Below are 26,802 nucleotides of genomic sequence, written 5' to 3' on the forward strand. Positions count from 1 at the left end.
CCGCCTGCCAAAAAAATAGCGGGAAGCTTCCCCTGTAGCGCATTGACGACTATCTTGAGCGAGCGTTGCGGTTCCATCTATCCATTTTTTTATCCCTAAGACGCACCAAAAAAGTGCGCGATGGTCAGCCCATGACACAGTCAACCCCCTTGCGGGTGCAAGCGTTCAACACCGCCGATGTGGCCGAGCAGATACGGGCGACGCCGGGTTGGGTCCAGCATTACCAGCAAATGTCGCCGGGGCATTTCGCCGGGCAGATTCGTTATCTGGACCTGCATGGCGTGGAGATCTACGAGGAGTGTATGAACACCCGCATCGAGCAGAGTTTCAGCGCGCCGGCAGGATCGCTGGCGTTCTGTTTCGATCGCAGTGACAACGCCTTGTATATGCTCAACGGCGAGAGTCGCAATATTTGGATCACCCCGGAGAACTATCGGGAGGTGGCGGTGGTATTCGGGCCGGAGTTCGTCCGGCGCCACGGCCTGGATGTCGCGCGGCTGGAGGGGCTGTTCCTGGCGCCGCTCAATTCGCAGCAAAACGCGTTGTTCAGCCGTTGGCTGAGCGGGACGCTGACGCGTCTGGCACAGACCTTTGATCCGCCGAGTCGGGAAGCCTTGACTGAGCAACTGCTGGAAGACTGCCTGTATATCCTCGACAACGCCTGCGTGCGCCTGGACCCAGGTTCGCTGCGGCGCCGAGCGAAGGAGCGGGGGATTATGAAGCGTATCGGCGAATGGGCGGTCGATACTCCCGAGGAGACTCTCAACCTGCTGCAGCTTGCCCAGGTCGCCGGGGTTTCATTGCGCCAGTTGCAGCATGCCTTCAAGGCGTTCACCGGGATGACTCCGAGCCACTGGTTGCGTCTGCGCCGGCTGAACAGCGCACGCAATGAGTTGCTGCGCAGCCGTAATCTGGAGACCACGGTTGCCGAGGTGGCGATGCATTGGTCGTTCTGGCACTTGGGGCGATTTTCCGGCAGCTACCGGGCGCTGTTCAAGGAGTTGCCGAGCGAGACCCTGAAACGTCGGCAACTGATTCGATAGGCTCTGAGCGAAATGCATCTGCGCTCGCGCATGCGGCGTTGAAAGCCGGCTGGCCTAGCCTTCGCTCGAAAGCAGTTCGTACAGACCCTAGGCGAGTCTCAGAGACCGCCCAGCAAGTCGTGAGCGTTGAGCAGTTCGAAGGCGATTTGCGGGTGCTTCTCCAGGCCACGACGAATCGCTGCCGGGATCGACTGACGCGTCTTGCGGCACATCCCGGGCAGTTCATCGATATGAATGCCGATGCCGCGCATGGTGCGCACTTCGTTATGCCCTGGGGCGATGGTCACGCGAATGCCCAGTTGTTCGTACATCCGCTGTTGCAGGCGTTCGAGGTCAGCCAGGCTCTTGAGGTCTGCGAGCCGGTCGAGCAACACCTTTTCTTCCTGGCGGGTCAGGCGCAGGATTCGCAGGTCGGTGCCGGGTGTGTCCAGCAGTCGCTCTCGCTCGCAAATGCAGGCGCCGGGTGGACAGGGCTGGCGGATCACAGGCGTGGGGCTCATGGACTCCGATCATAGTTAATCTGGATGGTTTTTGCTCATTGGCGTTGCACCGCGCTGAGCACTTCATAGGCGGCCTTGACCCGTAGCGGATTCGGGTAGTTCTTGTTGGCCAGGATCACAATGCCGATTTCCTTGGCCGGCACGTAGGCGACATAGGCGCCAAAGCCACCCGTCGAGCCGGTCTTGTTGATCCAGCTATCGGCGTGGGGTGGTTGGGGTGCCTTGAACCAGTTGGTTTTTTGCGGATCGAGCATCTTGTTCGAATTACCCTCGGTCAAGGTATCCAGCTTGACAGGGTAGGGGTAGAGCTCCCAGCCCAGGCCCTGTGTGGTGTTCCCGAACTGGTAGTAGCCGGTGTGTGTCAAGGCGATTGCCTGCTGCAACGGTGCTTCCAACTGTTGTGGGTTCATGTTCACCAGAACGTAATGCAGCAGATCGCTGGAGGTGGTCTTGATGCCATAGGCTTCGGAGTCCAACGCTCCAGGGCCAACCCTGGAAGGGGAGTTGTCTTTCCTGTAGCCCTGGGCATAACGGCTCATCTGAGCCTTCGGAACCCTGATGTAAGTGCTCTGCAGTCCCATTTTTGGGAGCAGTGTCTTTTCCATCAGGTCGTCGAACGGCTGGCCCAGGCTCCTGGCTGCCATATAGCCGAACAGGCCGATGCTCGGGTTCGAGTACTGCCGTTGTTCGGCGGCAGGATAAGGCGGTTTCCAGTGTTGGAAATAGCTCATCATCTTGTCGGAACTGTCCGCTTCACTGGGAAATTGCAAGGGCAGGCCGCCGGCGGTGTAGGTGCCAAGGTCAAGCACGTTGATCTTGTCGAAGGCACTGCCACGCAGCTCGGGCAGGTAGTGGCTGGCGTTTTCCGCGAGCGACAACTTGCCCTGGGCGACGGCGTAGCCGGCCAGGGTGGCGGCAAAGGTCTTGCTGACCGAGCCGATCTCGAACAGGGTGTTTTCGCTCACTGCCTCTTTGCCGGTCTTGGAGGCGACACCGTAGTTAAAGTAATGTGTCTTGCCCTGGGCGAGCACGGCTACGGCCATGCCGGGAATGCCCTGTTCCTGCATAAGCGGCTGAATCGTGGCGTCCACCACTGCCTTGAGTTCGATGGGTGTCGCGGCGGTGGCCAGGCAGCTTACGGAGCTGAGTAGGCAAAGGGTGGTAGCGAATAATGTGCTACTGAAAGGGATATTTTTTGGCATAGTCGGCTATTTTCCGTGGATGTTGTCTTATTTTGTTACGTTTTCGCCGAGCAGGCTTCAGCGCAAAACACGTCCGTGTTCGACATAGCTGATGGGGTAACGATCGATATATCGGACTTTGGTAAAGGCTGTGAAATTCGGGACAACAAGGGACCTTGATTGCACTGCGAGGCTCAATCTAAGCGATGATCTGGTTAGCGACAAACGACAAATTTTCGGATTAGCCATTAGAAAAACTAGGAGTTAAAGCGTGCTTCGACCTCACCTGCCCCTGAATGCGCTACGTGCATTCGAAGCCTCGGCACGGCATCTGAGTTTTACCCGGGCTGCAGTGGAGTTGTGCGTAACCCAAGCGGCGGTCAGCCATCAAGTCAAGGGGCTTGAAAGTCAGTTGAAGGTTACGTTGTTCAAGCGTCTATCCCGCGGACTGATGCTGACCGCCGAAGGCGAAAGCCTGTTGCCGGTGCTACGCGACTCCTTTGATCGCATCGCGCAGACCTTGGGCCGGTTCGAGGGCGGGCATTACCGCGAGGTCCTGACAGTGGGAGCGGTAGGCACCTTCGCGGTGGGTTGGCTATTGCCACGGCTAAGGGATTTTCAGGCCAGCCATCCGTTTATCGACCTGCGTCTGTCGACCCACAACAACCGGGTGGATGTGGCTACCGAAGGGCTCGACTTCGCCATCCGATTTGGCGCGGGGGCATGGCATGGAATCGACGCCATGCGCTTGTTGGAGGCGCCACTGTCGGTCTTATGCATTCCGGAAATCGAACGGCAACTCCACACCCCGGCGGATGTGTTGAAACAGACATTGCTGCGTTCCTACTGCGTGGACGAGTGGTCCGAATGGTTTCAGGCTGCCGGATTGCCGAGCAACAGCCAGGTCTGCAACAGCATTGTCTTCGATTCTTCGTTGGCGATGATAGAGGCAGCGCTGCAAGGGGTAGGCGTGGCCCTGGCACCGTCGATGATGTTCTCCCGGCAATTGGACTCCGGTGATATTCGCCAACCCTTCGATATAAGCATCGCCACGGGCAGTTACTGGCTGACAAGGCTACAGTCACGTGCGCCGACACCGGCGATGGCTACCTTTCGCCGTTGGCTGGTTGAGCAGCTTTCCTGAGCCGCTTGGCGATGTGCATAACCGCCAGCAAAGATCGTGCGCAGCTTCAGACGTGAATCAGGGCAATGGCAAAAGACACTACGATTGCACAAGCAATGGTCAAATTCAGATTCATGATTGAGGGTCCGGCGGGGTAGAAGGTGGCCCATCTTGTAGCGAATCGCAGGAAATAAAAAATTCTGTTTTGCGATTTGAATGATCAATCGAAGTGATGATTCAAGCGTTGTGTCATAGGGGCGCAGACGGAGTCGGCGCATGACACGGGACTGGCCGCAAGTGGGCACAGTGGCTGACGCAAGCGCAATTGCTTGCGTATCGACATGCCTACACCCTCTCGGCGAATTTGCTTTTCTGAGTGGCCACGGGGTCTTACAGTCTTCTTAAGCTGTTGATTTGTGCTGTCTTTTGATGTCTAATTTGCCGCCTGCTACACCGCCTCGATGGTGAAATTGGTAGACACATCGCACTTAAAATGCGCCGCCGCAAGGTGTACCGGTTCGACTCCGGTTCGAGGCACCATTCCCCACCAAAGCCGCTCGTTCCAGCCCGCATCACCATCATTCAAACTTGAGCTAACGCACTATCGTAGGCTGTTAGCGGTGTTCTTGGGCTATCGCCCCAATCAGACCTTGGGATCCTCATGGGGCTTGAGTGGATGCGCGTACTGCGGCTTGAGCTTGCCGTCTTTGTCCAGCAGCCATGCATCGAGGATTTCGCGCACCACAGGGCCGGCTACTCGGCCACCGGCCTCGCCGTTCTCGATCATCACCGAAATCACGATCTGCGGATCTTCCGCCGGAGCGAAACCGACGAAGAGCGCGTTGTCGCGGTTACGCTCGGAGGTCTTCAGGCGATCGTAGCGTTCCCCTTGCTTGATCGCCACCACCTGGGCGGTACCGCTCTTGCCGGCAATCCGGTACTGCGCGCCGACGGCCGCCGCTCGGGCAATACCGCGTGGGTCATGCATCACCAGTTGCATGGCGTAGTTGACTTGTTCCCATTGCTTGGCGTCGCGCAACACGATATTCGGGATCGGGTTCTCGTCCACCGGTGCCACCTGGTCGACCGACTTGGCCAGGTGTGGGCGATTCCACACTCCCTTGTTGGCAATCAATGTGGTGGCCTGGGCCAGTTGCAACGGAGTGACCTGCATGTAGCCCTGGCCGATCCCGAGAATCACCGTTTCTCCCGGAAACCAGGTTTGGCGGCGGGTGGCGCGTTTCCATTCGCGAGAGGGCATCAGCCCCGAAGACTCCTCGAACATGTCCAGGGAGACTTTCTGCCCAATCCCGAACTTGTACAGGTAATCGTGCAGCCGATCGATGCCCAGCTTGCTCGCCAGATCATAGAAATAGGTGTCGTTGGAACGCATGATCGCCGCGTTCAAATCGACCCAGCCGTCGCCGCTGTGGTTCCAGTTGCGGTACTTATGATCGACGTTGGGCAGTTGGAAGTAGCCGGGGTCGAACACCCGTGTCGAGGGTGAAATCACTCCACTGTCGAGACCGGCGATAGCCACCTCCGGCTTGATTGTCGAGCCGGGGGCATAGAGCCCGCGCAGGGCACGATTGAACAGCGGACGGTCGATGGAATCGCGCAGGGCCGAGTAATCCTTGGCGCGGATACCGGTGACGAACAGGTTCGGATCGAAACTCGGCTTGCTGACCATCGCTAGCACTTCGCCGGTCTTCGGATCGATCGCCACCACTGAGCCGCGTCGGTCGCCCAGGGCGTTCTCAGCGACTTCCTGGAGTTTGATATCCAGGCTTAGGACGATGTTCTTGCCGGGAATCGGATCGGTGTGCTTGAGCACCCGCATGACCCGGCCCTGGGCGTTGGTCTCGACTTCCTCGTAGCCGACGTGACCGTGCAGTTCTTTCTCGTAGAAGCGCTCGATGCCGGTCTTGCCGATGGACTGGGTGCCGCGGTATTCCACGGGATCGAGTTGCTTGATTTCCTTCTCGTTGATCCGTCCGACATAACCCACCGAATGGGCGAAATGCTCGCCCAGTGGGTAATGTCGCACGAACTGCGGTTCGACCTCGATCCCCGGCAATTTGAATTCGTTCACGGCCAGCAGGGCGATCTGCTGTTCGGTCAGTTCGTAGAGCAGGGTCACCGGCTCGAAGGGATGGCGCGACTGCTTGAGCGCCTTGCCGAACAGGGCCCGGTCTTCTTCCGGCAGATTGAGGATGCTCATTACCGTGTCCAGCACGTGACCGACGTCACCGGCACGTTCGCGGGTGAGGGTCATATTGAAACTGGGCTGGTTGTCGGCGAGCACTTCGCCGTTGCGATCATAGATCAGCCCGCGTTCCGGCGGGATGGGCAAGACATGGACCCGGTTATTTTCCGAGACCGTGGAGTTATAGGAAAACTCGGTGACTTGGAGAAAGTAGAGGCGGCCCACCAAGGCAGCAGCGAGTCCCAGCACCAGCAGGCCACAGGCGATCAGGCGCTTGTTGACCAGGTGTTTTTCGGTCTCGTGATCCTTGAGATGAATGGGATCGGACATGAGGAACCTGTCTTATACAAAAGAAGTCAATGATAAAAGTGTTACTGATAGAAAAAACAAATAGATAGGTGCTTAAATGGGCGCACACGATACCAAGAAGTAGCGGATTTAGGGGCTTTATTGAGGGCAATCGGCCAAAAGACGGAGTTCGCCTATTGGCAGGGGGGGACCGGCAGGCGTGATCTTGCGAACACTCTGTTGAAGCACGGTTGCCTCAGCCGCATCGGCAACAGCTTTACAAAAAGCATTGTCAGTGATTGTTTCAAACCGGCATGCTTGGCGGCTTCTCCTCTTCGTCGTAGAGACCTGTCTCACATGCCTGCCGTGGCTGCTCACCCGACTGATTCCGCCTCGCGCCGTTCCGCCATCGTTCTGGCCCTGTGCCTGCCCGGCGATGTCCTGCTTTACTTGTTGCTGCCGATGAACAGCATGGCCTTTGGCGTGACCCTGGCCCAGGCCGGGGTGCTGCTGGCGGCCAACCGCCTGGTGCGGATCTTCGGTTACGGTTATGTGCTGCGCTATTACGCCCGCCACGGAGACCGCTCGACGCTGATGCTGGCAGCGGGTGTCAGTGCGGTGTGTGCCCTGGGCAATTCGTTGATCTGCGGCTTCTTCTGGCTGTTGTTGCTACGCCTGGGTTGGGGCTTGTCTTATGCGGCGTTGAACCTCTCGACGCAAGTATTGGCAACCCTGGAACCGACGGGGGCCGCGCGCCGGGCAGGGCATTCGCGGGCGGTGATTGCCATCGGTCCGATGATCGCGTTGTCCGTGGGCGGCTGGTTGAGCCTACAGTTCGGCCCGCGATTGATTTTCCTGCTGCTGTGTGCGGCCTCGCTGATCGGCTGGTGGGTGGCACGCGGCTTGCCGACGGTGGGGCATGAGTTGTCGGCACCTTCCGGACGGCGCTTCAAATGGCCGGACAGTGTCTCGATCTGGTCGTTTGTCGAAGGTGTGGCGTTGGATGGGCTGTTTATCTTCGGCCTGTCGTTGCAGGCCTCCGCCGTGCTGGGCGGCAATGCGGTGATCATTGCCGGGGCATTGATGGCCCTGCGCTATATTTCGGAAATGCTCCTCAGTCCCTTGGGTGGCTGGGCGGCGGACAGCTATGGCGTGGTGCGGATGTTGCTGCTGTTGTCGATCCTCAGTGGCCTTGCCCTGGCAGCCTTCGGCAGCCATTGGCTGATCCTCGGCGCCGGATCGGTGCTGATCCTGCGCGCGTTGCAACTGCCGCTAGTGGTGACCCTGGTGGCCCGACGCAACCCCGGCCCTGCAAGGGTCCAGGCGCTGGCGTCCAATGCAGTGTGGCGCGATATCGGTGCCGGTGTCGGGCCTTTGCTGGCAGGGGTGTTGCTGCCGGTGGCCTCGGCCAGTTGGGTCTACTCCCTGGCCGGCCTGGCGATTGCCTTGAGTGCGGTGGGTTGCGCGGTGTCGCGGCGTTAGGCCTGATTCCTGGCGTCTGCCCAGCGACACTGGGCACGATTGCCGGCTGCATGAGCGCCCCAATCGACCTGGTAGCCTGTGCGGTGAGTTGGTTCGCCCAAGTTAGGATGCCGGAGGTGAACAGCAACGCCGGTCAGGGCTTGTGGCACCGAAATTGGCTAGTAGGACTCACCACACAGGTCACTAGGGTATTTGACCGCTACACAAACTGCGCCCGGCACGGTTATGCTGGAACGCACAGAGTTACCACGGTGTGGGAAGGGCTCAATGGAAAAAGTCATCGTCATCACCGGCGGTAGCCGTGGTATCGGCGCGGCGACAGCGTTGTTGGCCGCACAGCACGGGTATCGGATCTGCATCAACTACCTGACCGACGCTGACGCCGCCCATAAGGTGCAGGAACAGGTCCGGGCACTGGGCGCCCAGGTCATCACGGTACGGGCGGATGTCAGCAGCGAGGACGACGTGATCCACCTGTTCCGCCGAGTGGATGCCGAACTCGGCCCCGTCACTGCGTTGGTGAACAATGCCGGAACGGTCGGACACCGGTCGCGGGTCGATGAAATGTCCGAATTCCGCATTCTGCAAACCCTCAAGACCAACGTGCTGGGGCCGATTCTCTGCTCCAAGCATGCGGTGCTGCGCATGTCGCTGTGCCATGGCGGGCAGGGTGGAAACATTGTCAACGTGTCCTCGGCGGCGGCGCGAATCGGTTCGGCGAATGAGTACGTCGACTATGCCGCTTCCAAGGGCGCGCTCGACACCTTCACCCTGGGCCTGTCCAAGGAGCTGGCGGGCGAGGGGATTCGGGTCAACGCCGTGCGTCCCGGTTTTATCTACACCGGATTTCATGCCCTGAGCGGCGATTCCAAGCGGGTCGACAAGCTGGCGTCGGCGATTCCGATGGGGCGTGGCGGTCGCGCCGAAGAAGTGGCCGAAGGTATTATCTGGCTGCTCTCGGACCAGGCTTCCTATGCCACCGGCACCTTTATCGACCTGGCTGGCGGGCGCTGACGCAGTTCACCGTCTCGCGGTGATCGCGAATGGGCCGCAGGCACGGAGGAAATGGCCTTAGCGCGTGCGGTCCCACGCTTGAGGTACCGCCGTCGCTGGACGACAGGACGGGCACGCGGCGGCGCGCCAATCAAATCACCGACTGGTTGGACGTGACCTTGACGTGGTGGCGGCCATCGACGGCACCGGCGCCGGTCAAGGCGTCGGCTTCTGCTTCGGTAATCCAGATCGCCTTGCCGTTGAGTTCGGCGCGGGACATGCTTTTGGCGTCGTCGGTAGTGATCCTGACGTTCTTGGCCAAACCGTGGACACAGGTGTCGTGTTCTTCCAGGGTGCAGGTCTGGTTGGATCGATCGATCTTGATGGGCATGGTGTACTCCTTTTGCTCTGGCGCCCCGTCACTCTTGGAACCGAGTCTATGCTGGCTTGGCGATCACCGGCGGTAGCGTGGTTGGCGGGTCGATTTTGGGTGGCGGGGGGCTGCCGGGCGGCTCTTGCTCCGGTACCGGCTGGGGCTCGGTCGGCGGCAAGGTCGGTTGGTCGATATTGGGATCGGGCGTTTGCGCCGGAATCGGAATATTCATGAAGTGACCTCTTTTATGCACGGTCTGGGTGCCTCGTGTAACGGTTGACCTTGTTCATTCAAGATTGACTGCACTTTTTTGACGAATGGACGTTCCCGGCAAATCCGTCTGAACTTTTTGGTGGTGTCCCGGCTCCGAACTTGAGCGGCCTTTCAGGATGAAGCCCGTCGCGAATCTTGATTACGCAAGGTAGAGCGTCCACAGGGCGTAAGGAGTGATGCTCGATGACAACTGATAAATCGTTGGACGAGGAAATCAGCGAAGTCCTGCCTCTGTCTCAGGCGCTATTGTTGCCACGCATTGCCATCGAGAACGTGAGTCCGTCCGTGGATGGCGGGCAATTCGCGGTCAAGGCGGTGGTCGGACAAGAGCTGGTCGTGAGTGCCAAGGTGTTTACCGACGGGCATGACAAGTTGGCCGTGATGCTGGCTTGGAAGGCCTCCGGTGTGGCCGACTGGCAGCGTTCGGTGATGACCGACCAGGGCAATAACGCCTGGCAGGGTCGGCTGCGGGTCGGCGGCCAGGGCCATTATGTGTATCGGATCGAGGCCTGGATCGATCAATTCGGCAGTTTTTGCTACGAGCTGGAGAAAAAATTCTTGGCCGGGGTACCGATCGACCTCGAACTGCAGGAAGGTCGCGAGCATATCCGCCAGGCCAGCGAACGTAGCCAAGGTGATCTGGCTCAACGGCTGATGGCGTTGCATGAGCAATTGTCCGGGTTGTCGACGGATGGCCAAGTCGAGTGCCTGCTCACACCCGCCACGGCGGTGCTGGTGCGCCTCGGCGATCCTCATGCCTACCTCAGCCGCAGCTATGATTTTCCCTTGGAAGTGGAACGCAGCCTGGCACAGTTCGCCAGTTGGTACGAATTGTTCCCGCGCTCCGTCACCGACCGCGCCTCGCGCCATGGCACCTTCGATGACGTGCACGCACGCTTGCCGGCGATTCGCGACATGGGCTTTGATGTGCTGTATTTTCCGCCGATCCACCCCATCGGGCGGCGCCACCGCAAAGGCCCGAACAACGCCTTGAACGCCGGTCCCGACGATCCGGGCAGCCCCTATGCGATTGGTAGCGAAGAGGGCGGGCACGAGGCGATTCATCCGCAGTTGGGCAGCCGCGACGACTTCCGGCGACTGGTGGCCGCCGCCGCCGACCATGGCCTGGAGATCGCCCTGGATTTCGCCATTCAGTGTTCCCAGGACCATCCCTGGCTGCGCCAACATCCTGGCTGGTTCAACTGGCGGCCTGACGGCACGATCAAATACGCCGAGAACCCGCCGAAGAAATATCAGGATATCGTCAACGTCGACTTCTATACCGCCGAGGCCATCCCCAGCCTATGGATCGAGCTGCGCGACATCGTCCTCGCGTGGGTCGAGGAGGGCGTCAAGGTCTTTCGGGTCGATAACCCGCACACCAAACCGCTGCCTTTCTGGCAATGGTTGATTGCCGATGTTCGCGCTCGCCACCCTGAAGTGATCTTCCTCGCCGAGGCCTTCACCACGCCGGCGATGATGGCGCGCCTGGGCAAGATCGGTTACTCCCAGAGCTACACTTACTTCACTTGGCGCAATACCAAGGCCGAACTGGCGAGTTACTTCACCGAACTGAACCAGTCGCCCTGGCGCGAGTGCTACAGGCCGAACTTTTTCGTCAATACCCCGGATATCAACCCGGCCTTCTTGCACGAGTCGGGCCGCGCCGGCTTTCTTATCCGCGCGGTCCTGGCAACCATGGGCTCTGGCCTGTGGGGTATGTATTCGGGATTCGAGATTTGCGAATCGGCGTCGGTGCCGGGCAAGGAAGAGTACCTGGACTCGGAGAAGTACCAGATCCGTCCACGGGACTTCAATACGCCGGGCAACATCATTGCCGAGATTGCCCAGCTCAACCGTATCCGCCGCCAGCACCCGGCGTTGCAGACGCATTTGGGGTTGCAGGTCTACAACGCCTGGAACGACAACATCCTGTACTTCGGCAAACGCACCGCCGACCGCGAGAGTTTCATTCTGGTGGCGGTCAGCCTCGACCCGCACAACGCCCAGGAGGCGCATTTCGAGCTGCCGCTGTGGGAGTTCGGCCTGGCCGACGATGCCGCGACCCAGGGCGAGGACCTGATGAATGGCCATACCTGGACCTGGTATGGCAAGACCCAGTGGATGCGCATCGAGCCCTGGCACCAGCCATTTGGAATCTGGCGGATCACCACGATGTGAGTGTGGCGAGGGGGCTTGTCAAAACGTCGCACCGCCGCGCTCGGCGGCGCCGTCCTCGCTAAAACCATTGAACGCGTTCTTTCTGATGCAACGCGTTGCCTGGATTCAGGGCCGCTTCGCAGCCCAGCGGGCGGTGCGGCGTTTTGACAAGCCCGCTCGCCACTATTCAAGGAGTTACCCATGGCGAAGAAATCCCGCCCAGCAACCTTTATCAATGACCCGCTCTGGTACAAGGACGCGGTTATTTATCAAGTACATGTAAAGTCTTTTTTCGATTCGAACAACGATGGCATCGGCGACTTTCCCGGGTTGATCGCCAAGCTCGACTATATCGCCGACCTCGGCGTCAACACCATCTGGCTATTGCCGTTCTACCCCTCGCCACGCCGCGACGATGGCTACGATATCGCCGAATATCGTGGGGTTCACCCCGATTACGGGACCCTCGCCGATGCCCGGCGGTTTATCGCCGAGGCGCACAAACGTGGCCTGCGGGTGATCACCGAGCTAGTGATCAATCACACCTCCGACCAGCACCCCTGGTTCCAGCGAGCCCGCAAGGCTAAGCCAGGTTCCAGTGCCCGAGACTTCTACGTGTGGTCCGACACCGATGACAAGTATGCCGAGACCCGGATCATCTTTCTCGACACCGAGAAATCCAACTGGACCTGGGATCCGGTCGCCGGCCAATACTTCTGGCACCGCTTCTACTCCCATCAACCGGACCTGAATTTCGACAATCCACAGGTCATGAAGGCAGTGCTGTCGGTGATGCGCTACTGGCTCGACATGGGCATCGACGGCCTGCGCCTGGATGCCATTCCCTACTTGATCGAACGCGACGGCACCCACAACGAGAACCTGCCCGAGACCCACCAGGTGCTCAAGCAGATCCGTGCCGAAATCGATGCCCATTACCCCGACCGCATGTTGCTGGCCGAAGCCAACCAGTGGCCGGAAGATACCCAGTTGTATTTTGGCGAACAGAAGGGCGACAACGGCGACGAATGCCACATGGCCTTCCACTTTCCGTTGATGCCGCGCATGTACATGGCGCTGGCCCAGGAGGATCGTTTTCCGGTCACCGACATCCTGCGCCAGACCCCGGAGATTCCCGCCAATTGCCAGTGGGCGATTTTCTTGCGCAACCACGACGAGCTGACCCTGGAGATGGTCACCGACCACGAGCGCGACTATCTATGGAATTACTATGCCGCCGACCGCCGCGCCCGGATCAATCTGGGTATTCGCCGACGTCTGGCGCCGTTGATGGAGCGTGACCGTCGGCGGATCGAGCTGCTCAACAGCCTGCTGCTGTCGATGCCGGGCACACCGACCCTGTATTACGGCGATGAAATCGGCATGGGCGACAATATCTACCTGGGCGACCGCGATGGCGTGCGCACGCCGATGCAGTGGTCGATCGACCGCAATGGCGGTTTCTCCCGTGCCGATCCGGCCAGCCTGGTGTTGCCGCCGATCATGGACCCGCTCTATGGTTATCCGTCGGTCAATGTCGAGACCCAGGCCGGCGATGCCCATTCGTTGCTGAACTGGACCCGTCGCCTGCTGGCGGTGCGCAAGCAGCAGAAAGCGTTCGGTCGCGGCAGCCTGAAAATGCTTTCGCCGGCCAACCGCCGGATTCTGGCCTACACCCGCGAATACACCGGGCCGGATGGCAAGAGCGAAATCATTCTGTGTGTCGCCAATGTCTCGCGCACCGCCCAGGCGGCGGAGCTTGACCTGTCGCACTTTGCCGGCAAGGTGCCGGTGGAAATGCTGGGCGGCAACGCCTTTCCTCCCATCGGCCAGTTGAATTTTCTGCTGACCCTGGCGCCCTACGGTTTCTACTGGTTTCTCCTGGCTGCCGAGACCCAGATGCCGAGCTGGCATGTGGAAGCACCCCAGAGCCTGCCGGACTTCACTACCCTGGTCTTAAAAAAGCGCCTTGAAGAATTGCTCGAGGCCCCTTCGCGCATCACCCTGGAGCAGGTGTCGTTGCCTGAGTGGCTGCCCAAGCGGCGATGGTTCGCCAACAAAGATGCCGCCATCGAGCAGGTGCATCTGGTCTATGGCTTGCGTTTCGGCGATGCCCAGCAGCCGGTGTTGCTCAGCGAAATCGAGGTGAGCGTTGGCGGCCAAGTCAGCCGCTACCAGATACCTTTCGGTTTGCTGGCCGAAGAGCAGATCCATGCCGCATTGCCACAACAACTGGCGTTGGCCAGGGTTCGTCGCGGTCGTCAGGTCGGCTTGATCACCGATGCCTTCAGCCTCGAGAGCTTTGTGCGGGCGGTGATCCAGGGCATGCAGGCAGGCAGCGTGCTGAGCGGCAGCGCGGGCGAGCTGCATTTCCAAGCCAGCCCCGAATTGATGGCGCAGCCGCTGCCCGCAGATGCCGAGGTGCGGTACCTGTCCGCCGAACAGTCCAACAGTTCGGTGGTGGTGGGCGAGCGGGTGATGCTCAAGCTGATCCGCAAGGTCAGCGCCGGCATTCACCCTGAACTGGAAATGAGCGCCTACCTCAGCGCCGCCGGCTTCAAGCATATTTCACCGCTACTGGGTTCGGTGGTGCGGCGTGATCCGGCGGGCGGGGAAAGCCTGTTGATGATTGCCCAGGGCTTGCTGAACAACCAGGGCGATGCCTGGGTCTGGACTCAGAACAATCTGGAGCGGGCGATCCGCGATGAACTGGCCGATGGGATTGTCGAGCATGAGCAGCCGTTCAATGCACTCGGCGAGCTGGCGAATTTCGCCGGTTTGTTGGGCCAGCGCCTGGGCGAAATGCACCAGGTGCTGGCCGCGCCGACCGCCAACTCGAATTTTTGCGCTCAGGTCAGTACGGCCAAGGACAGCCAGGCTTGGGGCAAGCAGATCGGCGGTCAGATAACTCGGGCCCTGCGATTGCTCGAACAGCATCAGGCGCAATTTGCAGCGCCGGACCGGGCCTTGATCACGCACCTGGCGGCGCAAAAAAAAGCCATCGTCGCTCACGTCCAGGCCCTTGCGGCGCAAGTGCAGGGCGGTTTGCGCATTCGCGTGCACGGCGACCTGCATTTGGGGCAGGTGCTGGTGGTGCAAGGTGACGCTTACCTGATCGACTTCGAAGGCGAACCGGCACGCTCGTTGCCGGAGCGCCGGGGCAAGCACAGTCCGTACAAGGATGTCAGCGGGGTGTTGCGCTCGTTCGACTATGCCGCGGCGATGGCCCTTGACCGCTCACACGCCGCCCATGCCTCGGCATCGGCCCAGGCCGCCTTGCAGCGTATTGCCGAGTGTTACCTGAAGGATTCACGCGAGGCTTTTATTCGGGCCTATCGGCAGGCAACTACTAATCTTGCTCATGCATGGCGGGACCCGGCGGGCGCGGAAGCGGCCCTGGTCCTGTTCAGTCTGGAGAAGGCTGCCTACGAAATTGCCTATGAGGCGCAGAACCGTCCAACCTGGCTCCCCGTGCCCCTGCACGGTTTGAGCGGGTTGTTGAGTGAGGTGAAATCCTTGTCCGGTGGAGAGCAGCAATGAATTCAAGTCAGGATCCAGGTAAAATAAAAGTCGGTCTATTACCTGCCGACCACGATATCGAAGCGCTGGTGCGTGCTGAACACCAGGACCCGTTTGCCATTCTCGGTCCCCATGATGACGGTGCTGGCGGGCAGTTCATCCGCGCGTTCCTGCCGGGTGCCCTGAGTGTCCAGGTTCTGGCCCGTGGCAGCGAGCGGGTGCTGGTTAGCCTGGACAACAGTGCGGTGCCTGGCCTGTATGTCGGTCGGTGCGCTGATCGCCAACCCTACTTGCTGCGTATCCACTGGGCCGGCGGCGAGCAGGTCTGCGAAGATCCCTACAGTTTCGGACCCCTGCTGGGGGAGATGGACCTGTATCTGTTCGCCGAGGGCAATCATCGTGACCTGAGCGGCTGTTTCGGTGCCCAACCGATGACGGTCGAAGGCATCGACGGCGTGCGTTTCGCGGTCTGGGCACCGAACGCCCGGCGGGTCTCGGTGGTCGGCGATTTCAATATCTGGGATGGTCGTCGCCATCCGATGCGCCTGCGTCATTCGAGCGGGGTCTGGGAGATCTTTATCCCGCGCCTGCAGCCGGGGGAGGCCTACAAGTACGAGATACTCGGCGCCGAGGCGATCCTGCCGCTCAAGGCCGACCCGGTGGCACTGGCTACCCAGTTGCCGCCGGATACCGCCTCGCAGGTGGCATCGCCGCTGCACATCGAATGGCAGGACCAGGAATGGATGCAAGCGCGTGGCGAACGGCAACGGCCGAATGCACCGCTGTCAATCTACGAACTGCACGCCGGCTCCTGGCAGTGCGAGATCGATGAAGCGGGCGAGGTGTCTCGCCAGTACCGTTGGGGCGAGCTGGCTGAACGGCTGATCCCCTATGTCCGGCAATTGGGCTTCACCCATATCGAATTGATGCCGATCATGGAGCATCCCTTCGGTGGCTCCTGGGGCTATCAACCGCTGTCGCAATTCGCGCCCAGTGCCCGCTATGGCCCGCCGGAGGAGTTCGCCGCCTTCGTCAATGCCTGTCACCAGGCCAATATCGGTGTGATTCTCGACTGGGTGCCGGCGCATTTTCCCACCGACAGCCATGGCCTGGCGCAATTCGACGGTACGGCGCTGTACGAGTACGGCAACCCGCTGGAAGGCTTTCACCAGGATTGGGATACGCTGATCTACAACCTCGGGCGTACCGAGGTACATGGCTTCATGCTGGCGTCGGCGTTGCACTGGCTCAAGCATTTCCATGTCGACGGGTTGCGGGTGGACGCGGTGGCGTCGATGCTCTACCGCGATTACTCGCGCAAGGCCGGGGAATGGGTGCCCAATCGCCATGGTGGCCGGGAGAACCTCGAAGCCATCGACTTTCTCCGTCATCTCAATGATGTGGTAGCGCTGGAGGCGCCGGGTGCTCTGGTGATTGCCGAGGAGTCAACGGCCTGGCCGGGGGTTAGCCAGGGTACCCAGCAGGGCGGCTTGGGTTTCACTCATAAGTGGAACATGGGTTGGATGCACGACTCGCTGCATTACATCCAGCAAGACCCGGTGTACCGCGCACACCACCATAACGAGCTGAGTTTCGGCCTGGTATATGCCTGGTCCGAGCGTTTTATCCTGCCGATTTCCCATGACGAAGTGGTCCATGGCAAGCATTCGCTGATCGACAAAATGCCTGGCGATCGCTGGCAGAAGTTTGCCAACCTGCGAGCCTACCTGAGTTTCATGTGGGCGCATCCAGGCAAGAAGTTGCTGTTCATGGGCTGTGAGTTCGGCCAGTGGCGCGAGTGGAATCACGACCAGCAACTGGATTGGTACTTGCTGCAATACCCTGAGCATCTGGGCGTGCAGAAGCTGGTGAGCGACCTTAACCGGCTCTATTGCGAGGAGCCGGCGCTGCACGACCAGGACGATGCTCCCCAGGGCTTTCAGTGGTTGATCGGCGATGATGCCATCAACAGTGTCTATGCCTGGTTGCGCTGGAGCCGCGAAGGGCGACCGCTGCTGGTGGTCGCCAACTTCACGCCCGTACCCCGCGAGGCCTACCGGATTGGGGTGCCCTTTGCCGGACAGTGGAAGGAGGTGATCAACAGCGACGCGGCGATCTATGCCGGCTCCAACTATGGCAATGGTGGCGGGGCCTTCACCGAAGACCGCGCCAGTCATGGACAGGCCTCGTCGCTGGTGCTGAACCTGCCACCGCTGGCGGTGTTGATGTTGCAGCCGCTGGCGCGTGACTGAGACGATTCACTGCCTCGACTGAGTGAGTACGGCGGGCGGTGGCGAGCGAGTTTGTCGGAACGCCGCGTCCCAGCACGGCGTTCCGACTCTCGTCCAAGGTGGTCGCCATGCGACTTCTGTTGCTATCGACTCACAGGCTTCTCAGTCTTCGTCATCGCGTTGCAATTCGAACATCACCAGCGAGCGTCCGGTCAAGGTGTATTCGCTGTTGAATGCGAAACGCTCCTGGCCCTTGATCGCCGCGTCGTTGGTATCGATCATGCAAGTCCAGTACATGCCTTGAGGGACTTCGGGCAGGCGGAAGTTGACCCCGTCATGGTGGGCATTGAGCGCGATCAGCAAGGTGGCATCAGCCCCGGCGCGGCGGATGCCGGAAACCTGAGCTCGTCCGTCGAGCAGCATGCCCAGGCAGCGACCATGGTTGTCGTGCCATTGCTCGGTGGTCATTTCATTGCCGTCCGGGGCCAGCCAGGTGATGTCCTTGACGCCGATTGCCTCGTTGTAGTCGCCCACCAGGAAGCGCCCCCGACGCAGAATCGGGTAGGCCAGCCGCAGCTTGATCAGGCGCTTGACGAAGCGCAGCAGGGACTTGCCGTCGTCGTCCAGGTCCCAGTTGACCCAGCCGATTTCGCTGTCCTGGCAATAGGCGTTGTTATTGCCGTGCTGGGTACGGGCGAATTCGTCGCCGGCGACGATCATTGGCGTGCCCTGGGCCAGCAACAGGGTGGCGAAGAAGTTACGCATCTGGCGCAGGCGCAGGGTGTTGATCGCCGGATCGTCGGTGGGGCCTTCGACGCCATGGTTCCAGGACAGGTTGTTGTTGCTGCCGTCCTGGTTGTTTTCGTCGTTGGCCTCGTTGTGCTTGTCGTTATAGGACACCAGGTCGTGCAAGGTGAAACCATCGTGGGCAGTGATGAAGTTGACCGAGGCATAAGGGCGCCGACCGCGCTGGTTGAACAATTCGCCGGAGGCGGTCATGCGTCCGGCGAAGTCAGCGAGCTGGCCATCGTCGCCTTTCCAGAAGGCACGCACAGTGTCGCGAAAGCGATCGTTCCATTCCACCCAGCCCGGCGGAAAACCGCCGACCTGATAACCGCCCGGCCCGCAGTCCCAGGGTTCGGCGATCATTTTGACCTGGCGCAACACCGGATCCTGACGGCAGGCGACGAGGAAACTGTGCCGCTCGTCAAAGCCATGGTGATAGCGTCCGAGAATGGTCGCCAGATCGAAGCGGAAGCCATCCACGTGCATTTCCGTGGCCCAATAGCGTAGCGAGTCGGTGACCATCTGCAGTACGCAGGGATGGCTCAAATCCAAGGTGTTGCCGGTGCCCGAATCGTTGATGTAGAAGCGCTTATCGTCCGGCATCAAGCGGTAGTAGGAGGCGTTGTCGATACCGCGCATGGACAGTGTCGGGCCTTGCTCGTTGCCTTCGGCGGTGTGGTTGTAAACTACGTCGAGAATCAGTTCCAGACCGGCTTCGTGCAGGTGCGCGACCATTTCCTTGAACTCGGCGATTTTGCCGCTGGCCAGGTAGCGCGGGTCGGGCGCAAAGAAAGCGATGCTGTTGTAGCCCCAGTAGTTGGTCATGCCCTTGTGCAGCAAGTGCTGGTCATTGACGAAGGCATGAATCGGCAGCAGCTCGACCGACGAGACGCCCAGCTTGCGGATATGCTCCAGCAGGTCATCGACCATCAATCCGGCAAAGGTGCCGCGTACCTCCTCGGGCACGGCGGGATGACGCATGCTGATGCCGCGCACATGGGTTTCGTAGATGATCGTGCGGTCCCAGGGCACGCTGACCCGCTGATCCCGACCCCAGGTGTAGGCGGGGTCGATGACCTTACTCTTGGGCACGAAGGGCGCGCTGTCACGCTCGTCGAAACTGAGGTCGGCGTCCGGATGGCCGATGGTGTAGCCGAACAGCGCTTCAGACCATTTGAGCTCTCCGACCAGTTGCTTGGCGTAGGGGTCGATCAGCAGTTTGTTGGGGTTGAAGCGATGGCCGTTCTGCGGGTCGTAAGGGCCATGCACCCGATAACCGTAGATCAGCCCTGGGTGGGCGTCGGGCAGGTAGCCGTGATAGATCTCGTCGGTGTATTCGGGCAGTTCGATGCGTTCCAGTTCAACCTCGCCGTTGGCGTCGAACAGACAGAGTTCGACCTTGGTGGCGTGGGCGGAGAACAGGGCGAAATTGACCCCCAGGCCATCCCAGGTAGCGCCGAGTGGGAAGGGCAGGCCTTCGCGGATGCGCGAGGCTTCGGTGTCCGGTGTTTTCTTGGGTTGGGTCATGTGATGCTCCTGCAATCTTCGCCAAGAGCCAGGCTTTCGGCGATTGTTAGGTCCTATTCGCGGGCAAGCCTGCTCCCACAGTGTCTTGGCTCAGAGTGTCAAAAGGGGGGGCGGGCCAACGAGCGTGACGGGGTCGGCGGGCTGTCCGAAGCGCGTTCAGCTCAAGTGGCTGCCGGTTTGCGTGGTGCTCGCGGTTTCTTTGGCACCGGCTCCAAGTGTTTGGCGACAGGCGGGGCAATAGGATTGGCCGGCGGTTTCGCGGTGCTCTTGGTGGGGGTCACAACCGTCTTCGGTTTGGCTTTGGCGGTTGCCGGTTTGCTCGGTGCCAGTGCCTCGGCTTCGGCCAGCTTGCGAGCCATGTCCCAGTGGCGGGCTTCCTGGCCGTCAGGCTGCCCCTCCGATTGCCAGATCTGATAAGCAAATTCACGAATGCGTTTTTCGTCGGTACTCATCGCCATGCTCCTGAAATGAACTCAAGGGTGGATAAAGAGATTGACCGGGAAGTCTCCCAGTGCGTCACCGACCCTCAGTTCTCCATGGGGTGTGACTGTGCAGGTTGAGAAAAGTCCCTTTAATTTGTCGACCGGTGCGGTGAACGGCAGTCTGATCCGCGTATCGCCCCAAACCGCTGTCGCTACCCACGGCCACTCGCCGGCAGCCAATAAGGGCTGGGCCAGCCTGGGCACGATCACAATGGCCGTTTGCGTCGCGGTCGCACGACTGAACGCCAGCACCTTGCCAGCCTGTTCGCCGGACACTGGCAGCGCTTGATAGTCGCCGGCGCTGAACAGGCTGGCGTGACGGGCCCGGAGCGCCAGGGTGCGGGCAATCAGCGCTTGTTTGATCCAGCCGCTGCGCCAGTCGCTGATCAGCGCGGCAGGGTCTGTCGATGCCTGCAACGCGGCCTGTCGAGCGGCGAAGTCCACGGGCCGTCGGTTGTCTGGATCCACCAGGCTGAAGTCCCAGAACTCATTGCCCTGGTACAGGTCCGGTAGCCCCGGCACGGTCATTCGTAGCAGGCATTGGGCCAGGCTGTTGAGCGCACCGGCGGGAGCGATGCAGTGCGCCGCCGCCGCGATGGCACTGCGCAATGCCTGCCCCTCGGGCTTGAGCAGCAAGGTGTCGAGAAATGCATGGCAGGCGTTTTCATAGGCCTGGTTCGGCGCGCCCCAACTGCTCAGCAGCTTGGCCTCGCGCAAAGCCTTGCGTTGCCATTGCCGCAGGCGTTCGGCGTACTGGCGCAAGGCAGGCAGGTCATCGGCTGCGAGGCCCAACGGCCAACTGCCGAGCAAGGCCTGGTAAAGTATCAGTTCGTCGCCTGCCGAGGGGGCCGCCGGATCATCGCGCAAGGTTGCCGCCTGCTCGCGCCATTGCTCGATCCAGCCGATATAGGTGGTGCTGCATTCACTCAATACGGCCAGCCGTGCGCGGCTGTCCTCACCGCGCTTGTGGTCATGGGTGGCGGTGGTCAGCAGGTTGTCGGGAAAGGCTTGCAGGCGCTGTTGATTGGCCTGATGGAAATCTTCCACGGGTGCACTGAACTGTTCGGTGCAAAAGCCCACGTCGTTGCGTGAGAGCAGCGCCGCCGAGCGATAGAAGGCTGTGTCCTCCACGGCCTTGGCGGCGGTTGGCGAGGTCAGTTGTTGAAAGCGCACGCAGGCGTGCTTGAGCCGTTTGCGCTGACGACCTGGCGCACGGTCGCGCCAGCGCTGGCCTCCCAGCCAGCGTTGCAGGCAGTCGAGGACCGGCCAATCGGCTTCGCCGAGAGTGGTGCGAGCGCCAGCCAGGGCTTGCTGGAAAAACCGCTCGTCTTCGGCCGGTCGGCCACAGGCGTTGATATAGGTGCGGTATACCGGGTAATGCACGATCAGTTCCTGCAAGGCGCGACGGATCGCCCCCAGGGTCAGGTCGCGAGTCATCAGGTTATCGCGGGCTACTTGTAGCAGGGCCTGGGCGACGCTTTCGAAGTCGCCGGCCAGCGAGCCGTTGAGCATCTGTTGGCGCGCCAGGCGGGTTTCCTGGGCAAACTCGGCAGATCGTTCGCTCAGACGGCTCCAGAGTTCCACCAAGGGTTCGGCTCCAGCGCGATCGTGTTGCAGCAGTGATAACTGATTCATGAACTCATAGCCGGTGGTGCCATCGACCCGCCAGTCACGGTGCAGGTTTTCGCCTGGGCCGAGGATCTTTTCGACATAAATCGGTAAGTGCCGTCCGGGTGCCAGCGCATCGACCCGTCGCCGCAACCGGCGACAATAGCCCCGTGGATCGGCGAGGCCATCGATATGGTCGATCCGCAGGCCGTCCACCAGGCCGTCGCCGATCAGTTGAAAGATTTTCTGGTGAGTGGCCTCGAACACCGCCGGGCGCTCCACGCGCAGGCCGGCCAGTTCGTTGACATCGAAGAAGCGCCGCCAATTGATGTCATCGCCTGCGGTGCGCCAGCTGGCGAGACGATAGTGTTGATGTTCCAGCAAGTGGTGCAGGCGCTGAAAGCCTTCGGGGTCACGGGAGTCGTAGCGTTCAAGGCTGGCCAGGAGCGCCGGGTGGCTGTCCGTGCGGCTGGCCAGTTCGGCGCGTAATTGCCGGGCCTGATGGTAAGCATCGGGGCGGGTGTTGAGTGCCCTGAAGCGCGCGGCGAGGTCTCCCAGGCCTGGCAGATCCGCGAGAATCTGCCCATAGTCCCTGGGGCAGATCGGGAAGTGGTGCTGATAATGCTCCACTCGAAAACCGCCGCGTGCGGCATCGAAACAGAGGGGCAGGGTGCCTTCCTGCAAGGCGACGCCATAGTCACTGCCGAGAAACGGCATCAGCAACTGGCCTTCGAGCAATGGGTCCGGCGAATGCCACTGAATGTCGAAGAACTCGCCATAGGGGCTGTATCGCCCCCATTCCAGTAGGTCGAGCCACCAGGGATTGTCGGCACCGCCCACCGCCATATGGTTGGAGACGATATCGAGGATCAGGCCCATGCCGTGTTCGCGCAGGGCCATCACCAGCCGTCGCAGTGCCGGTTCGCCGCCCAGCTCGGGATTGATCCGGGTCGGATCGACCACGTCGTAGCCATGCATCGAACCCGACCGGGCACTGAGCAGCGGCGAGGCGTACAGGTGGCTGATGCCCAACCGGGCGAAATAAGGCACCCAGGGCACGGCGGCATCGAGCGTGAAGTCCTTATGCAATTGCAGTCGCAATGTGGCACGCAGGGCGGGTTGCGCCAACCTGTTCATCGATCACGCTCGGCGGCCTGAAGACGGGCGCAGGCCAGCAGTTCGAGGCGGCGTGCCGCGTCGCTATCGTCCAGCAGTTCGTTGCTGTAGCCCGGCAGGCGGCGGCGCCAGTTGGGGTGGCTGTCGAGGGTGCCCGGCAGGTTCGGTTGCTCTTGTGCCGCGAAAGCGTCTTCCAGTGGCAACAATACCAGTGGCGCACGGGTATGCCCGAGGAAACGAATGCAGGCATCCACCATCTGGTCGGTCTCTTGGGATTCGTCGCGAAAGCTCTGCGGGTCCGCGCTCAGGGCTCGGCGCAAGCCTTCGCGTTCATGCTGGCGGGTCTGGCGCCAGTGATCGGCGGTCGGGGTGTCGATCAGCCCGAGACGGATATTCCAGTCGATGTCCCGTGCATGCCACCAGCCGTTTAGGGTGGGCAGGTCGTGGGTACTGGTGGTGGCCAGGGCATTGTCCGGCCAGTCGAGAATCGGTTTGAAACGATGGTCGTGCTCCTGCTCGAACAGCAGCACACGCATGCCGAGGATCGCTCGGGCACTGAGTTTTTCCCGCAGGCCCTCGGGCACCGTGCCGAGGTCTTCGCCGAGGACGATGGCCTGGTGTCGCGAGGACTCCAGGGTCAGCAGACGCAGCAGATCGTCCAGAGGATAATAGAGATAGGCGCCGTCGCTCGCCGGCGAGCCGAGGGGAATCAGCCAAAGTCGTTGCAGGCCCATCACGTGGTCGATGCGCAGGCCGCCGGCGTGGGCGAAGTTGGCCCGCAGCATTTCGATGAACGCGCGGAAACCATGGCGCTTCAGGCCTTCGGGGGCGAAGGCGGAAATGCCCCAGCTCTGTCCCGAGCGGTTGAGGATATCGGGCGGTGCACCGACGGTGAGTTCGGCCAGCAGTTCATCCTGCCGGCTCCAGGCCTGGCTGCCGCCGCCGTCTGCGCCAACGGCGAGGTCGGCGATCAGCCCGATGCGCATGCCGCTGCCCAAGGCCGCGTCCTGTGCGCGCTCCAGGCAGCGGGCGATCAGCCATTGGCTGAAAGCGTAGAAACCGATGTCTTCAACGTGTTCCTCAGCGAAGCGCGCCAGTTCCGCGCCGCGTGGCTGACGCCATTCCTCGGGCCAGTGACGCCAGTCGCTGCTTTCGCCGCGAGCAACCCGTAGGGCCTGTAGCGCTTCGAAGCGACAGTGATTCTCCAGGGCTTCGCCACCGGCCTGGCGAAAGCTATTGAAGTCTGCGCCGAGGGGGTGGTCGCCGAGACGGAAACCCTCGTACAAGGCGCGTAGCAGTCGTTGCCGGGCACGGGCCGCACGGGGCCAGTCGATCAGCGGCAACTGTTCCAGAGCTTGCAGTTCATCGGTCAACCCGGCGGTGTCGATGGCCATGCGCAGGGCACGCTCCCCGAGGATAGCCCCCGGCGCGGCATACAGACTGTTGAGGAACAGGCGGCTGGACGGCGAATAAGGGCTGTAGCGCTGCGGGTCACAACTGAACATCGCATGCAACGGACTGATGGCCAGGGCATCGGCACCTCGCTCGCCGGCTGCCCGTACCAGGTTTTCCAGGGCCAGGGTGTCGCCGAAGCCGCCATCGCCGGGACGTCGCAAGCTGTAGAGCTGGGCACTCAGGCCCCAGGCCCGGGGTGTTCGGGCGCCAGTGGCGGCGGCCGTGCTGTGGCAAGTCTCGGGAGCGACGGCCAGGGTGAAATGCTGACCTTCGATACTCACGCTTTGGTAGCCGACCGGTACCTGTCCTGGCAACACCGCGTTGTTGTCCAGCCGCAGGTTGAACAGTGTGCCGTCTTCCAGGTGAATCTCACAAGGCGTGTCGGGGGCGAAGTAGTGGGCGAGGTCCAGCCCCTGGCCGACGTCTGCTGTCAGCAGCGGCGGCAAGCGCCTGTCCTGTTGGATTCGCAGCAGCTCTAACAGGCTGCTTTCAATGGCGGCATCGTCATCGGCCGGATGCCCGAGGCCGGCCAGGACCTTGCGCAGGACTTCGGAGCGGACCTTTTGAGGACGACCATTGGCATCGATCCAGTCAACGGCCAGGCCCGCTTGGCTCGCAAGCATTTCCAACTGCGTATCGCTCACGGGAATTCTCCATCAAGGGACGATAAGTCTTCATCGGTGCTCAGGCTGACCAGGGCGCAGTAAGGCGCCAGGCAACCGTGGTCCAGTTGTCGGGTAGCGCCCTGACTACTTTCGAACAACCAGCGGGCGGTGCTGTCGGCGCGATGATCGACGGGAGCGGCACTGAGATTCAGGTCGATGCGCAGCAGGCTACCGTCGCCCAACCGCCACCGCGCACTGAGGGCGCCGTCAGCCAGCACGTCGGCGCCTAGCGCCTGGGTGCCGGGCAGCCTGGGTATCAATTCGCGGTGACGAATCGCCAATAACTGCCGGTAGAGTCGCGCCGTGGCCTGGCGGGTGAAATGGACGGGAGAGTCGAGGTCCGGGCATGAAGCCTCGAAAGTGCTCGTAGCGTTCGGGTCGGGGATATGCGCACGCCGTTGCGGGTCGGCGAAGTCTTCGAACTCGGCGAACTCCGCACGTCGGCCTTCGCGCACGGCATCGGCCAGCTCACCCTGGTAATCGGTGAAGAACAGGAAAGGTTCCTCGGCACCGATCTCGTCGCCCATGAACATCAGCGGGATCATCGGCGACAACAGCAACAGCACCGTGGCCGCGCGCAGGGCTGGAGCGGGGCACAGTTGGTTGAGGCGCTCGCCGAGGGCCCGGTTTCCGATCTGGTCGTGGTTCTGCAGGAACAGAATAAAGGCCGTGGGCGGCAGGTGCGCACTCGGTTCGCCGCGACTCTGGCCGTGACGGTTGAGATGGCCCTGGTAGACAAAACCCTGACTCAGGCAGCGTGCCAGTTTGGTGGTGGTTTGCCGTGCATAATCGGCGTAATAGGACTCGATCTCGCCGGTCAGCAACACATGCAGGGCGTTGTGACCGTCATCGTTCCATTGTCCGTCGTAGGCCTCTTCCAGCAGGCTGGCCTGGTTGAACTCGTTCTCCACGGTCAACCAGACCTGCCGTGTCGGGTCGAGCTGCTGGCGCACTTTGTCAGACAGCTCGCGCAGAAAGGCGCTGTCGTTGATGGCATGCACGGCATCCAGTCGCAGGCCGTCAAAACGGTATTCCTGTAGCCACATCAGGGCATTGTCGATAAAGAAGTCGCGCACTTGCCGGCGGCGGAAGTCGATGGCCGCGCCCCAGGGTGTCTGGCGATCTTCCAGGAAGAAGTCCTTGGCATAGTGCCCGAGCAAATTGCCGTCTGGGCCGAAGTGGTTGTAGACCACGTCGAGAATCACCATCAGGCCATGGCCATGGGCGCTATCGATCAGGTGCTTGAGCTCTTCGGGCGAACCATAGGCGGCGTGCGGAGCATAGGGCAGCACACCGTCATAACCCCAGTTGCGCTTGCCGGGAAACTCGGCGAGGGGCATCAATTCGATGGCGGTGATCCCCAGCGCGGCCAGGCGCGGCAGGTGTCGCTCCAGCGCACGATAGCCGCCGAAGGCACCGACATGCAGCTCGTAGATCACCGCCGTATGCCAGGGCCGCCCTTGCCAATCGTTATGCTGCCAATGATAGGCGAGCGGATCGACCACCACGCTCGCGGCCCGCACGCCACCGGCCTGGGCGCGGGAAGCCGGATCGCAGACCAGCAGGTCACCCTCGATGTTGTAGCGGTAGCGGGTGCCGGCCGCGCAGCAGGTTTGCAGGGTGAACCAGCCGTCGTGCTTCGGTGACATGGCCAGCGAGCGACCATCCTCCAGTTCGACGCTGACGTAACGGCTGTCCGGTGCCCAGAGCGCAAAGCGGGTATGTTCCGCGTCCAGCATAATGGCACCGTGAGGCCAGGTTTGCGAAGTCCCTATCGGCATCTCTGAAGGC

At 61.2% G+C, this 26,802-nt stretch carries 17 protein-coding genes and 1 tRNA gene; 8 read left to right on the plus strand and 10 right to left on the minus strand.

Translation table 11 applies throughout. The annotated features are described in order from the left end of the window. Positions 1-131 precede the first annotated feature (131 nt). The gene (locus AWM79_RS04880; protein ID WP_060782280.1) at positions 132-1,043 is read left to right on the plus strand and encodes a helix-turn-helix domain-containing protein; all 912 of its coding nucleotides are present in this window, start codon (positions 132-134) and stop codon (positions 1,041-1,043) included. Positions 1,044-1,141: 98 nt separating this feature from the next. Here AWM79_RS04880 and AWM79_RS04885 read toward each other — a convergent pair whose 3' ends face one another. Both AWM79_RS04885 and ampC read right to left on the minus strand, forming a co-directional pair. After that, a complete protein-coding gene (locus AWM79_RS04885) occupies positions 1,142-1,543 on the minus strand; it encodes a hypothetical protein (RefSeq protein WP_060782281.1) in 402 nt (133 codons plus the stop codon). Positions 1,544-1,578: 35 nt separating this feature from the next. After that, positions 1,579-2,745, minus strand: a complete 1,167-nt coding sequence (gene ampC / locus AWM79_RS04890) for a class C beta-lactamase (protein ID WP_060782282.1) — start codon at positions 2,743-2,745, stop codon at positions 1,579-1,581. A gap of 250 nt (positions 2,746-2,995) precedes the next feature. On the opposite strand from ampC, the gene AWM79_RS04895 reads away from it, so the two are divergent. Further along, positions 2,996-3,868 (plus strand): LysR family transcriptional regulator, encoded by an 873-nt coding sequence (locus tag AWM79_RS04895; protein WP_017131211.1) that lies wholly within the window; start codon positions 2,996-2,998, stop codon positions 3,866-3,868. A 434-nt stretch (positions 3,869-4,302) separates the two neighbouring features. Beyond that, positions 4,303-4,387, plus strand: a tRNA-Leu gene (locus AWM79_RS04900). A 103-nt stretch (positions 4,388-4,490) separates the two neighbouring features. Here the strand turns inward: AWM79_RS04900 and mrdA are convergent. Beyond that, the gene (mrdA, locus tag AWM79_RS04905; protein WP_017131212.1) at positions 4,491-6,383 is read right to left on the minus strand and encodes a penicillin-binding protein 2; all 1,893 of its coding nucleotides are present in this window, start codon (positions 6,381-6,383) and stop codon (positions 4,491-4,493) included. 315 nt (positions 6,384-6,698) lie between these two features. Here mrdA and AWM79_RS04910 point away from each other — a divergent pair, with 315 nt between their 5' ends. Both AWM79_RS04910 and AWM79_RS04915 read left to right on the plus strand, forming a co-directional pair. Further along, entirely contained in the window at positions 6,699-7,823 is a 1,125-nt protein-coding gene (locus AWM79_RS04910) for an MFS transporter (RefSeq protein WP_060782283.1), read from the plus strand. A 267-nt stretch (positions 7,824-8,090) separates the two neighbouring features. After that, positions 8,091-8,837: an SDR family oxidoreductase gene (locus AWM79_RS04915; RefSeq protein ID WP_060782284.1), complete on the plus strand. Its 747-nt coding sequence runs from the start codon at positions 8,091-8,093 to the stop codon at positions 8,835-8,837. Positions 8,838-8,967: 130 nt separating this feature from the next. On the opposite strand, the gene AWM79_RS04920 is transcribed toward AWM79_RS04915, so the two are convergent. Next, positions 8,968-9,207: a DUF3203 family protein gene (locus AWM79_RS04920; protein WP_017131215.1), complete on the minus strand. Its 240-nt coding sequence runs from the start codon at positions 9,205-9,207 to the stop codon at positions 8,968-8,970. 46 nt (positions 9,208-9,253) lie between these two features. Further along, on the minus strand, positions 9,254-9,421 hold the full coding sequence (locus AWM79_RS25245) for a hypothetical protein (RefSeq protein WP_017131216.1): 168 nt from the start codon (positions 9,419-9,421) through the stop codon (positions 9,254-9,256). Positions 9,422-9,645: 224 nt separating this feature from the next. Between AWM79_RS25245 and AWM79_RS04925 the strand changes: the two genes are divergently transcribed. From AWM79_RS04925 to glgB, 3 genes are all read left to right on the plus strand, one after another. Beyond that, entirely contained in the window at positions 9,646-11,643 is a 1,998-nt protein-coding gene (locus tag AWM79_RS04925) for an alpha-1,4-glucan--maltose-1-phosphate maltosyltransferase (protein ID WP_017131217.1), read from the plus strand. Between the two features lie 180 nt (positions 11,644-11,823). Further along, a complete protein-coding gene (treS, locus tag AWM79_RS04930) occupies positions 11,824-15,162 on the plus strand; it encodes a maltose alpha-D-glucosyltransferase (RefSeq protein ID WP_060782285.1) in 3,339 nt (1,112 codons plus the stop codon). Beyond that, positions 15,159-17,393, plus strand: coding sequence for a 1,4-alpha-glucan branching protein GlgB (glgB, locus tag AWM79_RS04935; RefSeq protein ID WP_017131218.1), 2,235 nt, complete (start codon positions 15,159-15,161; stop codon positions 17,391-17,393). The genes treS and glgB overlap by 4 nt, the downstream gene beginning before the upstream one ends. A 141-nt stretch (positions 17,394-17,534) precedes the next feature. Here the strand turns inward: glgB and glgX are convergent, their stop codons facing one another. The 5 genes from glgX to treZ all read right to left on the minus strand — a co-directional run bounded on the left by glgX (position 17,535) and on the right by treZ (position 26,792). Further along, positions 17,535-19,685, minus strand: coding sequence for a glycogen debranching protein GlgX (glgX, locus tag AWM79_RS04940; RefSeq protein WP_017131219.1), 2,151 nt, complete (start codon positions 19,683-19,685; stop codon positions 17,535-17,537). A gap of 161 nt (positions 19,686-19,846) precedes the next feature. Then, positions 19,847-20,137: a DUF2934 domain-containing protein gene (locus AWM79_RS04945; protein ID WP_017131220.1), complete on the minus strand. Its 291-nt coding sequence runs from the start codon at positions 20,135-20,137 to the stop codon at positions 19,847-19,849. A 21-nt stretch (positions 20,138-20,158) separates the two neighbouring features. After that, positions 20,159-22,912, minus strand: a complete 2,754-nt coding sequence (locus AWM79_RS04950) for a malto-oligosyltrehalose synthase (protein WP_060782286.1) — start codon at positions 22,910-22,912, stop codon at positions 20,159-20,161. Then, a complete protein-coding gene (gene malQ, locus AWM79_RS04955; RefSeq protein WP_060782287.1) occupies positions 22,909-24,990 on the minus strand; it encodes a 4-alpha-glucanotransferase in 2,082 nt (693 codons plus the stop codon). The genes AWM79_RS04950 and malQ overlap by 4 nt, the downstream gene beginning before the upstream one ends. Then, complete coding sequence (treZ, locus tag AWM79_RS04960; RefSeq protein WP_060782288.1) at positions 24,987-26,792, minus strand: malto-oligosyltrehalose trehalohydrolase; 1,806 nt, start codon at positions 26,790-26,792, stop codon at positions 24,987-24,989. The genes malQ and treZ overlap by 4 nt, the downstream gene beginning before the upstream one ends. Positions 26,793-26,802 lie beyond the last annotated feature (10 nt).

Source organism: Pseudomonas agarici (assembly GCF_001543125.1).
GTDB classification, from domain to species: Bacteria; Pseudomonadota; Gammaproteobacteria; order Pseudomonadales; family Pseudomonadaceae; genus Aquipseudomonas; species Aquipseudomonas agarici.

What these genes read in the sequence shown, in the direction of transcription:
- AWM79_RS04910 (WP_060782283.1), top strand. Translation starts at nt 6,699, where the DNA reads ATGCCTGCCGTGGCTGCTCACCCGACTGATTCCGCCTCGCGCCGTTCC.
- treS (WP_060782285.1), top strand. Translation starts at nt 11,824, where the DNA reads ATGGCGAAGAAATCCCGCCCAGCAACCTTTATCAATGACCCGCTCTGG.
- AWM79_RS04950 (WP_060782286.1), bottom strand. Translation starts at nt 22,912, where the DNA reads ATGAACAGGTTGGCGCAACCCGCCCTGCGTGCCACATTGCGACTGCAA.
- glgB (WP_017131218.1), top strand. Translation starts at nt 15,159, where the DNA reads ATGAATTCAAGTCAGGATCCAGGTAAAATAAAAGTCGGTCTATTACCT.
- AWM79_RS04915 (WP_060782284.1), top strand. Translation starts at nt 8,091, where the DNA reads ATGGAAAAAGTCATCGTCATCACCGGCGGTAGCCGTGGTATCGGCGCG.
- glgX (WP_017131219.1), bottom strand. Translation starts at nt 19,685, where the DNA reads ATGACCCAACCCAAGAAAACACCGGACACCGAAGCCTCGCGCATCCGC.
- AWM79_RS04925 (WP_017131217.1), top strand. Translation starts at nt 9,646, where the DNA reads ATGACAACTGATAAATCGTTGGACGAGGAAATCAGCGAAGTCCTGCCT.
- mrdA (WP_017131212.1), bottom strand. Translation starts at nt 6,383, where the DNA reads ATGTCCGATCCCATTCATCTCAAGGATCACGAGACCGAAAAACACCTG.
- AWM79_RS04945 (WP_017131220.1), bottom strand. Translation starts at nt 20,137, where the DNA reads ATGAGTACCGACGAAAAACGCATTCGTGAATTTGCTTATCAGATCTGG.
- AWM79_RS04920 (WP_017131215.1), bottom strand. Translation starts at nt 9,207, where the DNA reads ATGCCCATCAAGATCGATCGATCCAACCAGACCTGCACCCTGGAAGAA.
- AWM79_RS04885 (WP_060782281.1), bottom strand. Translation starts at nt 1,543, where the DNA reads ATGAGCCCCACGCCTGTGATCCGCCAGCCCTGTCCACCCGGCGCCTGC.
- AWM79_RS04880 (WP_060782280.1), top strand. Translation starts at nt 132, where the DNA reads ATGACACAGTCAACCCCCTTGCGGGTGCAAGCGTTCAACACCGCCGAT.
- ampC (WP_060782282.1), bottom strand. Translation starts at nt 2,745, where the DNA reads ATGCCAAAAAATATCCCTTTCAGTAGCACATTATTCGCTACCACCCTT.
- treZ (WP_060782288.1), bottom strand. Translation starts at nt 26,792, where the DNA reads ATGCCGATAGGGACTTCGCAAACCTGGCCTCACGGTGCCATTATGCTG.
- AWM79_RS25245 (WP_017131216.1), bottom strand. Translation starts at nt 9,421, where the DNA reads ATGAATATTCCGATTCCGGCGCAAACGCCCGATCCCAATATCGACCAA.